The organism is Cupriavidus sp. FW305-27 (assembly GCF_058787995.1).
Map to the genome: position 1 here is coordinate 32,851 of NZ_JBYTAG010000023.1, position 16,126 is coordinate 48,976.

Genomic DNA, 16,126 nt, shown 5'->3' on the forward strand with positions numbered 1-16,126 from the left:
TTCAGTCGTATCGCCGCGCATCCTCGATCAGCTTCCCATCCTGCGGCAACGACCCCGCCGCAACGAAAGCTACTTCACCGCGCAGCCGCATCACTTCGCGCAGCGATTCCGCCACCGCACGCTGCAAGTCACCATCCTCGCGCGTAGCCTCGCAGCGCAGCGTCATCACGTCCGCGCCTGGGTCGCCAGTCACCACCAGCCGCGCCGCGCGGATCTCCGGATGCCGCCGCAGCACGTCTGCCACCTGCCCGGGATGCACGAACATGCCCTTGACCTTGGTGGCCTGGTCGGCACGGCCCAGCCAGCCCTTGAGTCGGATATTGGTGCGCCCGCACGGGCTGGGCCGCTGCGACGACTCCGCCACGATGGCCGAGAGGTCGCCGGTGCCGAAGCGGATCAGCGGGTAGTCGCCGTTGCCCAGCACCGTCACCACCACCTCGCCGGTCTCGCCCTCGGGCATCGGCCGGGAACCGCCGGGCTCGACGATCTCTACCAGCACGCCCTCGTCCACCACCCAGCCATCGCCGCCCTCGGTCTCATAGGCAATCAGGCCGACATCCGCGGTGCCATACATCTGCTGCACGCGCACGCCGCGCGCCTGGAACCAGGCACGCAGCGACGGCGGCAGCGCCTCGCCCGAGACCAGCGCCTTGGCCAGGCTGGTGCAGGGCGTGCCCAGCTCGTCGCCGCGCTCCAGCAGCAGCTTCAGGAACGACGGCGTGCCGGCGTAGGCCGTGGGCTGCAGGCTGGCCAGCGCCTGCACCTGCGAATCGGTCTGGCCGACGCCGGCCGGGAACACGCAGCAGCCCAGCCGGTGCGCGCCGGTCTCCATCATCATGCCGGCCGGGGTGAAGTGGTAGGAGAAGGTGTTGTAGACCAGCTCGCCGGCGCGGAAGCCCGCCGCATGCATGGCGCGGGCCACGCGCCACCAGTCGGCGTCATGGCCGTCGGGTTCATGGATCGGGCCGGGCGACTGGAACACATGGCGCAGCTTGCCCAGCGGCGTGGCGTTGAGCCCGCCCAGCGGCGGCAGTGCGCGCTGGCGCGCGGTCAGGTCCGACTTGCGCGTGACCGGCAGCGCCGCCAGCGCCGCGCGCGAGCTCAGCAGCCGCGGGTCGACGCCGCCCAGCATCTCGGCAAAGTAAGGCGCGTTGTCGCGCGCATGGGCCACCTGGCGTGCCAGGGCGGCAAGGAGCGCCTGCTCGCGGACTTCCGGCGCGCGGGTTTCGAGCGAATCGAAGTGTTCTGGCATGGTGCTATGCGTCAGGGAATGGGATGCGGCATGCCGCCGCGCCGCTGGGCGCGTGGTGGCAATGCCGGATGAAATCGGTCGGGTGCCTACGCCAGCCAGCGCTTGCGGCGCCGGTAGCTCTTCACATCGCGGAACGACTTGCGCCCGGCACCGTCGTCCGCATCGTTGGCGGCCACGCCCAGGTAGAACTCCTTGACGTCCTCGTTGGTGCGCAGCGACTCGGCGTCGCCGTCCATCACCACGCGGCCGTTTTCCAGGATGTAGCCGTAGTCGGCATAGCGCAGCGCCACCATGGTGTTCTGCTCGGCCAGCAGGAAGCTGACGTTCTCGCGCGAATTCAGGCCGCGCACGATCTCGAAGATCTCCTCGACGATCTGCGGCGCCAGCCCCATCGAAGGCTCGTCCAGCAGGATCATCGCGGGCTTGGCCATCATGGCCCGGCCGATCGCGCACATCTGCTGCTCGCCGCCGGAGGTGTAGCCGGCCTGCGACTTGCGGCGCGTCTTCAGCCGCGGGAAGTATTCGTAGATCTTTTCCAGCTCGTCGCGCGTCTGGCCGCGCGACAGGCCGCGCGTGTAGGCACCGGTGAGCAGGTTCTCTTCGATGGTCAGGTGCGCGAAGCAGTGGCGCCCTTCCATCACCTGGATCACGCCGCGGCGCACCAGGTCGTTGGGCGTGAGCTGGTCGACGCGGTCGCCGCGATATTCGATCGAGCCCTTGGTGACATCGCCGCGCTCGGCCTGCAGCAGGTTGGAGATGGCCTTGAGCGTGGTGGTCTTGCCCGCGCCGTTGGCGCCGAGCAGCGCCACGATCTTGCCTTCCGGCACTTCGAGCGAGACGCCCTTGAGCACCAGGATCACGTGATCGTAGATGACTTCGATATTGTTGACGGACAGAAGGCTCATGGTGCGGCTCGTGTTGGTAAGACGGTTCGGCTCAGGCGAGCACGCGGCGCCAGGCACCGCATGCCCGCCAGGTTGCTATCAGGACTTCGAACAAGCCGGCGTAATCCCCTTCTCCTTCGCGTACTGCGCCGCCGTGGCCTTGAACAGCGGGTGGATCAGGCCCTTGTTGCCCTCGATCCAGTCCGACACCACCACCCACTTGGTGCCGTCCCACTGCTGGATCTTCACCTTGCCCGAGCCCTCGTGGTTGTCGCAGCTGGTCTTGATCTCGGGCAGCAGGCCGGTCGCGCCCAGTTGCTGCAGGCGCGCGTTGGTCAGGTTCAGGTTCTCGAAGGCCCAGCGCATCTGCTCGCCGGTCATGGGCTTGCCCTTGCCGAACTTGGCCTGCGCCACGCGCACCGCTTCCACCGTCACCACCGCCGCCGACACGCCGCGGTTGTACAGCACCGAACCCACCTTGTTCTTGTCCTGCATATTGCCCTTGCCGGCACCGTAGACCACCTTCTCGATATCGGCGATCAGCGGCACGTTGCGGCCCGCCACGTTCCAGGTGGCGCTCATGTAGCCCTTGGAGGCATCACCCGCCGGCACCGTGTCTTCCTCCGAGCCGGCCCACCACGAGCCGATTATCTTGTCGCGCGCAAAACCCACCTTCTGCGCGGCCTTCAGCGCGGTCTGGTTCATCACGCCCCAGCCCCAGAAGATCACGTAGTCGGGGTTCTCCTGGCGAATCTTCAGCCACTGCGCGCCCTGCTCGTTGCCGGGGTGCGCCACCGGGATCTCCACCAGGTTGAACTTGCCCAGCTTGGCCTCGGCCTGCAGCGCCACGATCGGCTCCTTGCCATAGGCCGAGTCGTGATACAGGTAGACGATCTTCTTGCCGGCCAGCGAGCCGCCGTTCTTCGAGGCCAGGTACTTGACGATGGCCGAGACCTGCATCTGGTACGTAGTCACCAGCGGGAACGCATACGGGAACACCGAGCCATCCACCGCGTCGGTGCGGCCGTAGCCCATCATCACCAGCGGCACCTTGTCGGCAGCGGTCTTGTCGACCAGCGCGTACGAGATGCCGGTGGACATGGCGTGGTAGGCCGTGCCCTTGGTGGTGGCGTTCTTGGACTTCAGGCGTTCATAGCACTCCACGCCCTTGGCGTTGTTGTACTCGGTCTCGCACTCTTCCCACGACAGCTTGACGCCGTTGACCCCGCCTTCCTTCAGGTTGACGTAGTTGAGGTAGTCGATGAAGCCGCCATACCAGGACTGGCCGTTGGCGCCATACGGCCCCACGCGGTAGCTTGGCAGCGCCACGAACTGCTCGTTGCTCTGCGCCATGGCCGGCGCCGCCGGCGCCAGCAGTGCCGCCGCGGCGCTGACCACCAGGGCGGCGCGTTGCACATTGCGAATCAGGTTGGTCATGACAGTCTCCATCGCCCTCAAGGGAGCGTTTCGTTATGCGTAAGCTTCAGAACTTCACACAGGAACTGCGGTAATACAGGCCCCCTCCCGTCAATGAGGGAACGGCCACAGCCTCAGCTTCTCCTTGGCGATCTGCCACAGCCGGGCCAGCCCGTGCGGCTCCACGATCAGGAAGAAGATGATCAGCCCGCCGAACACCATCAGCTGGATGTGCGACACGGTGGCATTGGTGAATGGCAGGTGCAGCAGCGCGGCCAGCGACGGCAGCACGTTGTCCAGGAAGATCGGCAGCAGCAGGATGAAGGCCGCGCCCAGGAACGAGCCCAGGATGCTGCCCACGCCGCCGATGATGATCATGAACAGCACGCGGAACGACAGGTCCAGCGAGAAGCCGTCCGGCTCGACCGAGCCCAGGTAGCAGAACGCATAGAGCGCGCCGGCCACGCCGCAGTAGAACGAGCTGACCGCGAACGCCAGCAGCTTGGTGCGCATCAGTGGGATGCCGATCACCTCTGCCGCCACGTCCATGTCGCGCACCGACATCCATGCGCGCCCGGTGGCCGAGCGCACCAGGTTCTTGGCCGCCAGCGCCAGCACCGTGACGATGGCCAGCACGAACAGGTACTTCTTCAGCGGGGTGTCGATGGCGAAGCCGAACAGGTCCAGCCGCTGCGCCGTGATCACGCCCGACGAGCTGTTGTTGGAGAACCAGGGGAACTTGGTCAGCGCCCACACCACGAAGAACTGCGCCGCCAGCGTCGCCACCGCGAGGTAGAAGCCCTTGATGCGCAGCGACGGCAGGCCGAAGGCCACCCCCACCAATGCCGCGGAAAGGCCCGCCATCACGAATGTCAGCAGCACCGGCATGCCTTCCACGCGCAGCTGGAAATTGTAGGCCGCGTAGGCACCCACCGCCATGAAGGCCGCGGTACCGAGCGACAGCTGGCCGGCATAGCCGGTCAGGATATTCAGCCCCAGTGCCGCCAGCGAGAAAATCAGGAACGGGATCAGGATGGCCGAGAACCAATATTCCGACCCGACGAACGGGATCGCCACGAAGGCCACCGCCATCAGCACGGCAAAGCCGATGCGGTCCTGGCGGATGGGAAAGATCTGGCTGTCGGCGACGTAGCTGGTCTTGAACTGGCCGGCTTCACGATAAAACATGGCAAGTCTCCTGTGCGAAGTCGGTCAGACGCGATCGATGTGTTTCTCGCCGAACAGCCCTTCGGGCCGCACCAGCAGAAACAGCAAGGCAAACACATACGGGAACCACCCTTCGATGCCGCCGAAGTTGCCCCCGAACATCGACTGGAACACCGGCGGGATATAGATCTCGGCCAGCTTCTCCGAGGCACCGATGATCAGCCCGCCGACGATGGCGCCGGGCACCGAGGTGAAGCCGCCCAGGATCAGCACCGGCAGCGCCTTGAGCGCGGTCAGCGTGAGCGCGAACTGCACGCCATTGCGCGAGCCCCACAGCATGCCGGCCACCAGCGCGACGAAACCCGCCACGCCCCACACGATCGCCCAGATGTTCTGCAGCGGGATGCCCAGCGACAGCGCCGCCTGGTGGTCGTCAGCGACCGCGCGCAGCGCGCGTCCGACCTTGGTGTACTGGAAGAACAGCGCCAGCGATCCGACCAGCAGGCCGGCAATGGCCGCCGCCGCAATATCGAACTTGGACAGCACGATGTTGAAGTTGGTCATGATCGACTCGATCGGCTCGTCGACGATGCCCAGGTTGATCGGGCGCACCTCATTGCCGAACAGCAGCGGCCCCAGGCCCTCGAGGAAGAACGACAGCCCGATGGTCGCCATGAACAGCGTGATCGGCGGCTGGTTGACCAGCTTGCGCAGCACGAAGCGCTCGGTGCTCATGCCGACCAGGATCATCACCACGAAGGCGCCGATCACCGCGGCCCACATCGGCAGGCCCTTGTCCATCAGCCCCACCACCGCCAGCGCGGCGAAGTACACCATCGCGCCCTGGGCAAAGTTGAACACGCCCGAGGCCTTGTAGATCAGCACGAAGCCCAGCGCCACCAGCGAGTACATCAGGCCAGAGAGCAAGCCGCCGATCAGGATTTCAAAGAAGAACGTCATGGTTCAGAGCCTCAGTGCGAAGTGCCCAGGTACGCCTTGATCACGTCAGGGTTGCCCTTGACCTCTTCCGGCGTGCCGTCGCCGATCTTCTTGCCGTAGTCGAGCACCACCACGCGGTCGGAGATATCCATCACCACACCCATGTCGTGCTCGATCAGCACGATGGTGGTGCCGAACTGCCGGTTCACGTCCAGGATGAAGCGGCACATGTCCTGCTTCTCTTCCACGTTCATGCCGGCCATGGGCTCGTCCAGCAGCAGCATCGAGGGCTCGGCCGCGAGTGCGCGCGCCAGTTCGACGCGCTTCTGCAGGCCATACGGCAGGCGCCCGACCGGGGTCTTGCGGATCGACTGGATCTCGAGGAAGTCGATCACTTCCTCGACCTTCTGGCGATGGCGCATCTCTTCGTTGCGCGCCGGGCCCCACCACAGCGCGTGGGCGAAGAGCCCGGTGCGGAACTGCGTGTTGCGCCCGGTCATGATGTTGTCCAGCACCGTCATGCCCTTGAACAGCGCGATGTTCTGGAAGGTACGCGCAATGCCCTGGCGCGCCGCGGCGGTCGGGTGCATCTGCTTGCGCTCCTCGCCGCGGAACACGATGCGTCCCTGCTGCGGGTGATAGACGCCGTTGATCACGTTGAGCATCGAACTCTTGCCGGCGCCGTTGGGGCCGATGATGGCGCGCACCTCGTGCTCGCACACATCGAACGAGATATCGGTCAGCGCCTTGACCCCGCCGAACGACAGCGAGATATGCTGCAGGTCCAGGATCACCTCGCCGCCGGTGCGCGCCTGTTCGCCGGTGCGCTGCGCGCGCTGCGTGCCGGGATGCGCGCCGCTGTCATCCGTCAGTTCCGCAGGAGACATCGGACCCGTAGGTGCGATCGCGCCGCCGCTGCCGGCACCGCTGGCATCCGTGCGTGCCGTCCCCGCCCATTCGCGCTGCCCCGCGCCTTGCCAGGCTACTTGCGTCATCTTGCTGCCCTCGCTCATGCCGCGCGCGCCGCCACCGGCAGGCGCTTCGCATTGACCAGCTTCAGCGTGGCCGACACGCTGCCCTCGCGTCCGTCTTCGAACTTGACGCGCGTCTCGATGAACTGCTCGGACTTGCCCGCATAGAGCGCCTCCACCAGCACGCCGTATTTGTCGGCGATAAAGCCGCGGCGCACCTTGCGCGTGCGCGTGAGCTCGTCGTCGTCCGGATCCAGTTCCTTGTGCAGGACCAGGAAGCGTGCCACCTGCGATCCGGCCAGCATCGGGTCGTTGGCCAGGTCGGCATTCACCTGGTTCACGCATTCGCCGATCATTTCCAGCACCTCGGGCTGCGCGGCCAGGTCGACATAGCCGGCGTACGGCAGGTGGCGGCGCTCGGCCCAGTTGCCCACGGCCTCGAAGTCGATATTGATAAACGCGCAGACCTGGTCGCGGTCATTGCCGAAGGCCACCGCTTCCTTGATGTACGGGAAGAACTTGAGCTTGTTCTCGATGTACTTTGGCGCGAACATCGAGCCATCGGCCAGCTTGCCCACGTCCTTGGCGCGGTCGATGATCTTCAGGTGGCCGTCGGCGTCGATCACGCCGGCGTCGCCGGTCATGAAGTAGCCCTCGTCGTTGATGGCCTCGCGCGTGGCGTCATCGCGCTTGTAGTAGGACTTGAGCAGGCCCACGCCGCGCACCAGCACCTCGCCGTTGTCGGCGATGCGGATTTCCATGCCGGGCGCCGCCGGGCCGACTGAATCGAACTTGACCTTGCCGTCCGGCTGCAGGCACACATAGGCGCAGGTCTCGGTCTGGCCGTAGAACTGCTTCAGGTTCACGCCGATCGAGCGGTAGAAGCGGAACAGGTCCGGTCCGATCGCCTCGCCCGCGGTATAGCCCACGCGGATGCGGCTCATGCCCAGCACATTGCGCAACGGGCCGTAGACCAGCGCTTCGCCAAGGGCGTAGCGCGCGCGGTCCGCGAGCGATACCGGCTTGCCGTCGAGGATATCGGTGCCGCAGCGCTTCGCCACGTCCATGGCCCAGTGGAACAGCTTGCGCTTGATCCAGCCGGCATCCTCCATGCGGATCATCACCTGCGTCAGCAGCCCTTCATAGATGCGCGGCGGCGCAAAGTAGTAGGTGGGGCCGATCTCGCGCAGGTCGGTCATCACCGTTTCGCGCGATTCCGGGCAGTTCACCGTGAAGCCCGCCACCATCGCCTGCGCGTATGAGAACAGATTGTCGCCCACCCATGCCATCGGCAGGTAGGACAGCACGTCGTCGTCCGCGCTGAGCTTGTCGAAGGCGCAGCCGTTGCGCGCCGCGCCGATCAGGCCGTAGTGCGAATGGCACACGCCCTTGGGCTTGCCGGTGGTGCCGGAGGTATAGAGGATGATCGCGGTGTCGTCGGGCTGGCCGGCGGCGATGGCCTCGTCATAGAAGCCCGGGTGCGCCTGGTCGAACTCGCGGCCCAGTTCCTGTAGCTGTTCATAAGACATCAGCGACGGATGGTCGTAGTCCATCAGGCCGCGCGGGTCTTCAAAGATGACGTGGCGCACGGCGCGGCCGGACTCGGCCAGCTGCGCTTCCACTTCCAGCAGCTTGTCGACCTGCTCCTGGTCCTCGACGATGGCGAACTCGATCTCCGCATCGTTGAGCACGTAGACCATCTCGTTGGCGATGGCGTCCTGGTACAGCGGCACCGGCACACCGCCCAGCGCCTGCGCCGCGGTCATGGCCCAGTACAGCCGCGGGCGGTTGTCGCCCACCACCGCCAGATTCATGCCACGCCTGAAACCGAGTGCGGCCAGCCCGCAAGCCAGTGCCCTCACCTGCTGCGCCGCCTGGGCCCAGCTGTATGTCTGCCAGATGCCGAGATCCTTCTCGCGGTGAGCCGGATGATCCGGCCGCTGCTGGGCGTGCGCCAGCAGCCATCGCGGGAAGGTCGTCGCCGACGATTCCTGCATCGCTGTCTCCTGTCCCTCCGGCGTGGGGATCCACGCGCGGTGTCAAGCGTCGGTCCGGTGGTTATACTTGGCTTGTTTTGCCTGGCGGCAGTCATGCCGCAGCGCATCAAGCCCGTGGTGCCTTGTTTTGCGGCACTTCCCGGCTCCGTGGTGATCGTAAGATAGCCCATGCCATCCACCCGGGTTGTCACGCCGGTGACAATTCCGGGTTAATCCCTACCGGAGCAAATTCAGGCCATGCTGAACGATTTTGTCGACCGCTGCGTGTGGGCAGCAGACCTGAGTCCCGAGCAGCGCGAGCGCGTGCGCCGCGCCATGTTCGTGCACGAGTACACCCAGGGCGACTACGTCTGTCACAAGGGTGACATGGCCGAGCACTGGATGGGCGTGCTCGAAGGCATCGTCAAGATCACCACGGTGTCGCCCTCGGGCAAGTCCGTCACCTTCACCGGCGTGCCCACCGGCGGCTGGTTCGGCGAAGGCGCGGTGCTCAAGTCGGAAATCCGCAAGTACGACGTGATGGCGCTGCGCCGCTCCACCATCGCCTTCCTGCCGCGCGACACTTTTCTGTGGTTGCTGGATACCAGCCTGCCGTTCACGCGCTTCCTGCTGACCCAGTTCAACGAACGCCTGGGACAGTTCATCGCCGCGGTGGAATATGAGCGGCTGCTCGACATCGATTCGCGCGTGGCGCGCGCGGTGTCGTCGCTGTTCAATGAGCACCTGTATCCGGGGATCGGCAAGACGCTGGAGATCTCGCAGGAAGAGATCGGCCTGCTCGCTGGCATCTCGCGCCAGCGCGCCAACCAGGCGCTCAAGGTGCTGGAACAGCAGGGCCTGGTGCGGGTGGACTACGGCGTGATCGAGGTGCTGGACCTGGAGGGGTTGCGGCAGTACGGCGAATAACATGGCCAGCGCCATCGACGACGCCACGCTGCAGGCCTATCGCGAGACGCACTACCGCGTGCTGGGCGACCTGCCGATGGTATTGCGGGTAGACCAACCCAGCGCCCCGCTGGCGGCGCTGCACCGCGCGCTGGGCGTGGCAGCGAGCGCCTTCATTACCGCCGCCAACCCGTTCAGCCTGCGCTGCGACGACGACACCAACGCAAAGCGCCAGCAAGCGCTGGCGCAAGACTTGGCAAGGATGGGATTGCGCGCAATCGAAGCCGCCGGCGAGCATCCACGCAACGGCTGGCCGGCCGAGCCGAGCTTCCTGGTGCCGGGGCTGTCGCTGGCGGATGCACGGGCACTCGGCGAGAAATACGAACAGAACGCGGTGGTCTGGAGCGGCGCGGACGCGGTGCCGCGGCTGGTGCTGCTGCGCTGAACGCCGGGCCGGGCGGTGGTGCCGGCCGGCGCCTCAGCCGGTGCGGCGGTCAGTGGCCGTGATGACCGCGATGGCCGTGATGACCGTGATGACCGCGATGCCCATGGCCGTGGTGGCGATAGTGATGATGCCGATAGTGGTGATGGCGGCCGCGCCACTCATGGCGGCCATACCAGCGACGGCCATCCCAATAACGGTCGCCATGCCAGCCGTGATGGCGCGGCGCATACACCACGTGCGGCGGGGGTGCCACATAGACCGGAGCCGGCGCCGCATAGACCGGCGCGCCGATCTGCACGCCCACGTCCACATGGGCCATCGCCGAACGGGCCGCCAGCAGGGACATTGCGCCCGCGAGCAACGCAGCAAAGAGAATCGGGTGAGCCATGGAGCTTGTTTTGTCGTAATGGGAATGGGTGCACTCTACCGCGCATTCCTGTTACCGGATGCGGCGGAGTGTTTCGGCATATAACGCCGTGTAAGCGGGATTTGGCGGCAACCGGAACCGGCCCCGGAAAAAGCAGCGGCCGCCCGCAGGCGGCCGCTGTACCACGCGGCAAGTGCCGGGCAGCTTACTTGCTATAGACGTACACGCCGCGGCCAGTCTTGCGGCCCAGGTAGCCGGCAGCGACCATCTCGCGCATCAGCATCGCCGGGCGGTACTTCGGATCGGCAAACTCCGTGTACAGCACTTCCATCACGGCCAGCATGGTGTCCAGGCCGATCATGTCAGCCAGCGCCAGCGGCCCGATCGGGTGGTTGCAGCCCAGCTTCATGCCTTCGTCGATCTCTTCCGGCGAGGCCAGGCCTTCGCCCAGCACGCAGAAGGCCTCGTTGATCATCGGACACAGGATGCGGTTGACGACGAAGCCCGGGCTGTTCTTGACCGTGATCGGGTATTTGCCGAGCTGCTTCGACAGGGCCTCGACGGCGGCGTGGGTGGTGTCGCTGGTCTGCAGGCCGCGGATCAGTTCCACCAGCGCCATCACCGGCACCGGGTTGAAGAAGTGCATGCCGATAAAGCGGTCGGCGCGCGAGGTCACGGCAGCCAGCTTGGTGATCGAGATCGACGAGGTGTTGGACGCGATGATCACGTTCTCGCCGACGATGCCGTCGATCTGCTTGAGGATCTTGACCTTCAGGTCGTAGTTCTCGGTGGCGGCCTCGATCACGATATCGGTGGCCTTGAGATCGTCATACGAGGTGCTGCCCTTGATGCGCGCCAGCGCGCTGGCCTTGTCGGCCTCGGTCAGCTTTTCCTTCTTGATCAGACGGTCCAGGCTGCTTGCCACGGTGGCGACACCCTTCTGCACGGCGGCATCGCTGATGTCGACCATCACCACGTTGAGACCTACCACTGCGCAGGCCTGGGCGATGCCATTGCCCATGGTGCCGGCACCGACGATGCCCACTGTCCTGATGCTCATCTTGTCTTCCTCTGCTTGGTTGGATTGCTGATTGATCGGTTCAGGCGCGGCTCAGGCGCCCTGCTCGCGCAGCGCGGCGATGATGCGCTGGGCATGGCCCTTGAGCTGTTCCGGGTCCTGCATCTCGCGCGCATGGCCGCGCAGCGCGCTGTCGGCATAGCGCGGCACGATATGGAAATGGACGTGCGGCACGGTCTGGCCCGCGGCCGCGCCGTTGAACTGGCCGATGGAGATGCCGTCGGGCGCAAACGCCGCGCGCACCGCGCGCGCCACGCGCTGCGTGGCGACAATGGCGGCCTGCGCGCCCTGCTCGGACAGGTCGAACAGGTTGACCGCGGCTTCCTTGGGCACCACCAGCGTATGGCCGTCGGCCTGCGGCATGATGTCCATGAAGGCGATGGTATCGTCGTCCTCGTAGACCTTGATGCACGGCAGCTCGCCGCGCAGGATCTTCGCGAAGATATTGGTCGGGTTGTACTGGGTGTCCATGATCTTTGGCTTGCGGTTGTCTCGAATACGTTTGCCGTGGCGCGGCCGCCGGCACAGCCTTCGAGTGTAACGCAGGGCGACCCTTCACTGCGGCCGCCCTGCGCGGTAATCGGGCACTGCTTGCTGCGCGGTGCCGCCGGCTCTACATATTGCGCCGGTACTGCCCGCCCACTTCGAACAGCGCATGGGTGATCTGCCCCAGCGAGCAAACCCGCACCGCGCCCATCAGCACCGCAAATACGTTCTGGTTGTCGATCACCGCCTGGCGCAACTGCGCCAGCATGGCCGGCGCCTCGGCCGCGTGGGCCTGCTGGAACGCATGCAGGCGGTCGAGCTGGCTCTGCTTCTCGGCCTCGCTGGAGCGCGCCAGCTCCAGCTTCTGCGGGGTCGGGTCGCCGTCCGGGTTGCGGAACGTGTTCACGCCGATGATGGGCAGCGTGCCGTCGTGCTTGAGCTGCTCATAGTAGAGCGACTCTTCCTGGATCTTGCCGCGCTGGTAGCCGGTCTCCATCGCACCGAGCACGCCGCCGCGCTCGGCAATGCGCTCGAACTCCTGCAGCACCGCCTCTTCCACCAGGTCGGTCAGCTCCTCGATCAGGAAGCTGCCCTGGTTGGGGTTCTCGCACCTGGCCACGCCCCACTCGCGGTTGATGATCAGCTGGATCGCCAGCGCGCGGCGCACCGACTCGCCGGTGGGCGTGGTGATGGCCTCGTCGTAGGCATTGGTATGCAGCGAATTGCAGTTGTCGTAGATCGCGATCAGCGCCTGCAGCGTGGTGCGGATATCGTTGAAGTCGATCTCCTGCGCATGCAGCGAGCGGCCCGAAGTCTGGATGTGGTACTTCAGCTTCTGGCTGCGCTCGTTGGCGCCGTATTTGTCGCGCATGGTCACGGCCCAGATGCGGCGCGCGACGCGGCCCAGCACGCTGTACTCCGGGTCCATGCCGTTGGAGAAGAAGAACGACAGGTTGGGCGCGAAATCGTCGATATGCATGCCGCGCGCCAGGTACGCCTCCACATAGGTGAAGCCGTTGGACAGCGTGAACGCCAGCTGCGAGATCGGGTTCGCGCCGGCCTCGGCGATGTGGTAGCCGGAGATCGACACCGAGTAGAAGTTGCGCACCTGGTGGTGGACAAAGTACTCCTGGATATCGCCCATCACCTTGAGCGAGAACTCGGTGGAGAAGATGCAGGTGTTCTGGCCCTGGTCTTCCTTGAGAATGTCGGCCTGCACCGTGCCGCGCACGTTCTGCAGCACCCAGGCGCGGATCTTGGCTTCTTCGTCGGCGGTGGGCTCGCGCTGGTTGTCGGCGCGGAACTTGTCGAGCTGCTGGTCGATGGCGGTGTTCATGAACATCGCCAAAATGGTCGGGGCCGGGCCGTTGATGGTCATCGACACCGAGGTGCTCGGGCTGGTCAGGTCGAAGCCGTCGTACAGCACCTTCATGTCGTCGAGCGTGGCGATCGACACGCCGGAGTTGCCGACCTTGCCGTAGATGTCCGGACGCACATGCGGGTCTTCGCCATACAGCGTGACCGAGTCGAACGCGGTCGACAGCCGCTTGGCATCCATACCTTCGGACACCAGCTTGAAGCGCCGGTTGGTGCGGAAGGCATCGCCCTCGCCGGCGAACATGCGGGTGGGGTCTTCGTTCTCGCGCTTGAAGGCGAACACGCCGGCGGTGTACGGGAAGCTGCCGGGAACGTTCTCGCGCATCAGCCACTTCAGCACCTCGCCGTCGTCCTCGAAGCGCGGCAGCACCACCTTGCGCACCTTGGTGCCGGACAGCGTGGTCGTAACCAGCCCGGTGCGGATCTCCCGGTCGCGGATTTTCACTACGTACTCGTCGCCGCTGTAGGCTTCGCGCATCTGCGGCCACATCGCCAGCAGCTTGCGCTCGACCTGACCGAGGGCGCTGTCGCGCTCCGCCGCCAGCGCATCCAGCGCCGCGCCATCGCCTTGCGCGGCCTGCACCATGCGGCTCGATTCACGCAGTTGCTGGCGCTCGCGTGCAATGCGGCTCTGCTCCATCACGCGGCGGTGGTAGCCGCGCACCGTGTCTGCCAGTTCCGCCAGGTAGCGGCTGCGCGCCGGCGGCACGATCACATTCTGGCCGGTGGAGATGCGCCCCGCCTGCGCCGGCAGCACGCCCGGCTGCAGCTTCAGGCCGCGTTCGGCCAGCGCCGCGCGCAGCCCCTGGTACAGCATGGTCACGCCATCGTCATTGAAGCGCGACGCCTGCGTGCCGTAGACCGGCATGTCCTCGGCCTTGCCGTGCCATTGCTCGCGGTTGCGCTGCACCTGCTTGGCCACGTCGCGCCACGCGTCCTGCGCGCCCTTGCGGTCGAACTTGTTGATCGCGACGAAGTCGGCAAAGTCCAGCATGTCGATCTTCTCGAGCTGGCTGGCCGCGCCGAACTCGGGCGTCATCACATAGAGCGACAGATCCACGTGCGGCACGATGGCCGCGTCGCCCTGGCCGATGCCCGAGGTCTCGACGATCACCAGGTCGAAGCCCGCCACCTTGCACGCGGCGATCACGTCCGGCAGCGCCTGCGAGATCTCGGAGCCAGCCTCGCGCGTGGCCAGCGAGCGCATGAAGATGTTCGGGTGGTTGATCGCGTTCATGCGGATGCGGTCGCCCAGCAGCGCGCCGCCCGACTTGCGCCGCGAGGGGTCGATCGAGATCACGGCGATCGACAGCGCATCCTGCTGGTCGAGGCGGAAGCGGCGGATCAGTTCGTCGGTCAGTGAAGACTTGCCGGCGCCGCCGGTGCCGGTGATGCCGAGCACCGGGATCGATGCCGTTGCCGCTTGCGCATGCATCGCCTGCACCAGCGCCGGATCGGCCTTGCCGTTCTCCAGCGCGGTAATCAGCTGGGCCAGCGCGCGGCGGTCGCCGCCGGTGACGGGTTCGAGCGAGGCCGGCGCATAGCGCGACAGGTCGATGTCGCAGCGCTGCACCATATCTGCAATCATGCCGGCCAGGCCCATGCGCTGGCCGTCCTCGGGGCTGAAGATGCGCGCCACGCCGTAGGCCTGCAGCTCGCGGATCTCGTCCGGCACGATCACGCCGCCACCGCCGCCAAAGACCTGCACGTGCTCGCCGCCCTTCTCGCGCAGCAAGTCGACCATGTACTTGAAATATTCGACATGGCCGCCCTGGTAGCTGGAAATCGCGATGCCCTGCGCGTCTTCCTGCAGCGCCGCCGTCACCACTTCCTCGACCGAGCGGTTGTGGCCGAGGTGGACCACCTCGCAGCCATGCGACTGCAGGATGCGGCGCATGATGTTGATCGAGGCGTCATGGCCATCGAACAGCGACGCCGCCGTGACAAAGCGCACCTTGTTGACCGGACCGCGGCCTTGCGCGGTGGGCTTGGGCTGGGGCGCACCGCGGCGCACATCATGCACATCGGAAAGGTCGGTCATTGTCTCCACCGTCTGTGGTGTTGGCTGCCACCGCGGCGTGCGCCTGAAGTACCGCTCTGTGCCGGCTTGGCCGCAAACGCGCGGGCTGCGCCCCCGGGTCGGGGCCGATCGATTATATGACGTTGACGTTAACGTAAAGCAATGGGGCGGAACCCCGAGCCCGGCGTGCATAGGACGGGGCTGTCCCTATAGAGTAGGCGCCCGCGGCAGGCGCCGCGCAAGCATCCGGGCAAACAAAAGGCCACCCTCAGGTGGCCGTTCCGGCAAAGCTTGAGTGGTCCGCTCAGGCCCAGATCCTGGGGCACTCCCCGAACGCATCCGTGCTGTGCTCCTCCACCCGGTGCCGCATCGCCCGCAGCCACGCCACCAGCCGCCGCAGCGACCACGGCGCCGGCACCTGTGCCAGCGTAAAGCGCGCGCCCGCGCCATCGCCCGACAGCCACACCCGGTAGCCCTCCGGCAACGCCAGCTCAGTGCCCGGCTCCAGCCAGATGTCGTTGGGACTGCCTTCCACCGTCACCCACAACTTGCCCGCCACCGCGCAGACGGTCTGCCCGTAACCGGCGCGCCAGCTCACTGGCAGCCCAGGCTCGTCCAGCTCGAAAGTCCGTAGTTCGCGCATGTCCCACTCCTCATAGCCGGCGGTCGCGTCCGGCGCCGGCCCCCGTGGATGCCGAATGATCACGGTAGCCGGCGCCTTCCTCCGCCACGCTTCCATTATTCGCATCCCTCACTACAATCCCATGTACAGTTGTGAACAGTTTTCGATGAACTGTTCAGTAGTTTTCCCTGACAGTTGTCGCTTGTAGCGATCTGCGCCT

The 16,126-nt window shown here is 66.0% G+C and carries 14 protein-coding genes; 2 read left to right on the plus strand and 12 right to left on the minus strand.

Annotated features, from left to right (window positions below; all coding sequences use genetic code 11):
• Window position 1: 1 nt before the first annotated feature.
• The 7 genes from AC3WRI_RS13420 to AC3WRI_RS13450 all read right to left on the minus strand — a co-directional run bounded on the left by AC3WRI_RS13420 (window position 2) and on the right by AC3WRI_RS13450 (window position 8,626).
• Window positions 2-1,252 carry a phenylacetate--CoA ligase family protein gene (locus tag AC3WRI_RS13420; RefSeq protein WP_011614446.1) on the minus strand — a complete coding sequence of 417 codons (1,251 nt, stop codon included), beginning with the start codon at window positions 1,250-1,252 and terminating at the stop codon, window positions 2-4.
• 86 nt (window positions 1,253-1,338) lie between these two features.
• The gene (locus AC3WRI_RS13425; RefSeq protein WP_010814873.1) at window positions 1,339-2,157 is read right to left on the minus strand and encodes an ABC transporter ATP-binding protein; all 819 of its coding nucleotides are present in this window, start codon (window positions 2,155-2,157) and stop codon (window positions 1,339-1,341) included.
• Window positions 2,158-2,235: 78 nt separating this feature from the next.
• Entirely contained in the window at window positions 2,236-3,573 is a 1,338-nt protein-coding gene (locus AC3WRI_RS13430; RefSeq protein ID WP_010814874.1) for an ABC transporter substrate-binding protein, read from the minus strand.
• Between the two features lie 90 nt (window positions 3,574-3,663).
• The gene (locus AC3WRI_RS13435) at window positions 3,664-4,740 is read right to left on the minus strand and encodes a branched-chain amino acid ABC transporter permease (RefSeq protein ID WP_010814875.1); all 1,077 of its coding nucleotides are present in this window, start codon (window positions 4,738-4,740) and stop codon (window positions 3,664-3,666) included.
• A gap of 24 nt (window positions 4,741-4,764) precedes the next feature.
• Entirely contained in the window at window positions 4,765-5,679 is a 915-nt protein-coding gene (locus AC3WRI_RS13440) for a branched-chain amino acid ABC transporter permease (protein ID WP_010814876.1), read from the minus strand.
• A gap of 11 nt (window positions 5,680-5,690) precedes the next feature.
• Window positions 5,691-6,653, minus strand: coding sequence for an ABC transporter ATP-binding protein (locus tag AC3WRI_RS13445; protein WP_037025387.1), 963 nt, complete (start codon window positions 6,651-6,653; stop codon window positions 5,691-5,693).
• A gap of 14 nt (window positions 6,654-6,667) precedes the next feature.
• Window positions 6,668-8,626 carry an AMP-dependent synthetase/ligase gene (locus AC3WRI_RS13450; RefSeq protein ID WP_010814878.1) on the minus strand — a complete coding sequence of 653 codons (1,959 nt, stop codon included), beginning with the start codon at window positions 8,624-8,626 and terminating at the stop codon, window positions 6,668-6,670.
• A gap of 237 nt (window positions 8,627-8,863) precedes the next feature.
• On the opposite strand from AC3WRI_RS13450, the gene AC3WRI_RS13455 reads away from it, so the two are divergent.
• The gene (locus AC3WRI_RS13455; RefSeq protein ID WP_010814879.1) at window positions 8,864-9,532 is read left to right on the plus strand and encodes a Crp/Fnr family transcriptional regulator; all 669 of its coding nucleotides are present in this window, start codon (window positions 8,864-8,866) and stop codon (window positions 9,530-9,532) included.
• Between the two features lies 1 nt (window position 9,533).
• Window positions 9,534-9,956, plus strand: a complete 423-nt coding sequence (locus tag AC3WRI_RS13460; RefSeq protein ID WP_010814880.1) for a DUF3293 domain-containing protein — start codon at window positions 9,534-9,536, stop codon at window positions 9,954-9,956.
• Window positions 9,957-10,005: 49 nt separating this feature from the next.
• Here the strand turns inward: AC3WRI_RS13460 and AC3WRI_RS13465 are convergent, their stop codons facing one another.
• The 5 genes from AC3WRI_RS13465 to AC3WRI_RS13485 form a co-directional block, all read right to left on the minus strand.
• Window positions 10,006-10,344 carry a hypothetical protein gene (locus tag AC3WRI_RS13465; RefSeq protein ID WP_492293414.1) on the minus strand — a complete coding sequence of 113 codons (339 nt, stop codon included), beginning with the start codon at window positions 10,342-10,344 and terminating at the stop codon, window positions 10,006-10,008.
• A gap of 184 nt (window positions 10,345-10,528) precedes the next feature.
• Window positions 10,529-11,383, minus strand: coding sequence for a 3-hydroxybutyryl-CoA dehydrogenase (locus AC3WRI_RS13470; RefSeq protein ID WP_010814882.1), 855 nt, complete (start codon window positions 11,381-11,383; stop codon window positions 10,529-10,531).
• A gap of 51 nt (window positions 11,384-11,434) precedes the next feature.
• On the minus strand, window positions 11,435-11,872 hold the full coding sequence (locus tag AC3WRI_RS13475) for an HIT family protein (RefSeq protein ID WP_010814883.1): 438 nt from the start codon (window positions 11,870-11,872) through the stop codon (window positions 11,435-11,437).
• A 142-nt stretch (window positions 11,873-12,014) separates the two neighbouring features.
• Entirely contained in the window at window positions 12,015-15,305 is a 3,291-nt protein-coding gene (gene icmF, locus AC3WRI_RS13480; protein ID WP_492293415.1) for a fused isobutyryl-CoA mutase/GTPase IcmF, read from the minus strand.
• A gap of 283 nt (window positions 15,306-15,588) precedes the next feature.
• Window positions 15,589-15,927 carry a DUF2917 domain-containing protein gene (locus AC3WRI_RS13485; RefSeq protein WP_010814885.1) on the minus strand — a complete coding sequence of 113 codons (339 nt, stop codon included), beginning with the start codon at window positions 15,925-15,927 and terminating at the stop codon, window positions 15,589-15,591.
• Window positions 15,928-16,126: the final 199 nt, after the last annotated feature.

What these genes read in the sequence shown, in the direction of transcription:
- AC3WRI_RS13420 (WP_011614446.1), bottom strand. Translation starts at nt 1,252, where the DNA reads ATGCCAGAACACTTCGATTCGCTCGAAACCCGCGCGCCGGAAGTCCGC.
- AC3WRI_RS13425 (WP_010814873.1), bottom strand. Translation starts at nt 2,157, where the DNA reads ATGAGCCTTCTGTCCGTCAACAATATCGAAGTCATCTACGATCACGTG.
- AC3WRI_RS13430 (WP_010814874.1), bottom strand. Translation starts at nt 3,573, where the DNA reads ATGACCAACCTGATTCGCAATGTGCAACGCGCCGCCCTGGTGGTCAGC.
- AC3WRI_RS13435 (WP_010814875.1), bottom strand. Translation starts at nt 4,740, where the DNA reads ATGTTTTATCGTGAAGCCGGCCAGTTCAAGACCAGCTACGTCGCCGAC.
- AC3WRI_RS13440 (WP_010814876.1), bottom strand. Translation starts at nt 5,679, where the DNA reads ATGACGTTCTTCTTTGAAATCCTGATCGGCGGCTTGCTCTCTGGCCTG.
- AC3WRI_RS13445 (WP_037025387.1), bottom strand. Translation starts at nt 6,653, where the DNA reads ATGACGCAAGTAGCCTGGCAAGGCGCGGGGCAGCGCGAATGGGCGGGG.
- AC3WRI_RS13450 (WP_010814878.1), bottom strand. Translation starts at nt 8,626, where the DNA reads ATGCAGGAATCGTCGGCGACGACCTTCCCGCGATGGCTGCTGGCGCAC.
- AC3WRI_RS13455 (WP_010814879.1), top strand. Translation starts at nt 8,864, where the DNA reads ATGCTGAACGATTTTGTCGACCGCTGCGTGTGGGCAGCAGACCTGAGT.
- AC3WRI_RS13460 (WP_010814880.1), top strand. Translation starts at nt 9,534, where the DNA reads ATGGCCAGCGCCATCGACGACGCCACGCTGCAGGCCTATCGCGAGACG.
- AC3WRI_RS13465 (WP_492293414.1), bottom strand. Translation starts at nt 10,344, where the DNA reads ATGGCTCACCCGATTCTCTTTGCTGCGTTGCTCGCGGGCGCAATGTCC.
- AC3WRI_RS13470 (WP_010814882.1), bottom strand. Translation starts at nt 11,383, where the DNA reads ATGAGCATCAGGACAGTGGGCATCGTCGGTGCCGGCACCATGGGCAAT.
- AC3WRI_RS13475 (WP_010814883.1), bottom strand. Translation starts at nt 11,872, where the DNA reads ATGGACACCCAGTACAACCCGACCAATATCTTCGCGAAGATCCTGCGC.
- icmF (WP_492293415.1), bottom strand. Translation starts at nt 15,305, where the DNA reads ATGACCGACCTTTCCGATGTGCATGATGTGCGCCGCGGTGCGCCCCAG.
- AC3WRI_RS13485 (WP_010814885.1), bottom strand. Translation starts at nt 15,927, where the DNA reads ATGCGCGAACTACGGACTTTCGAGCTGGACGAGCCTGGGCTGCCAGTG.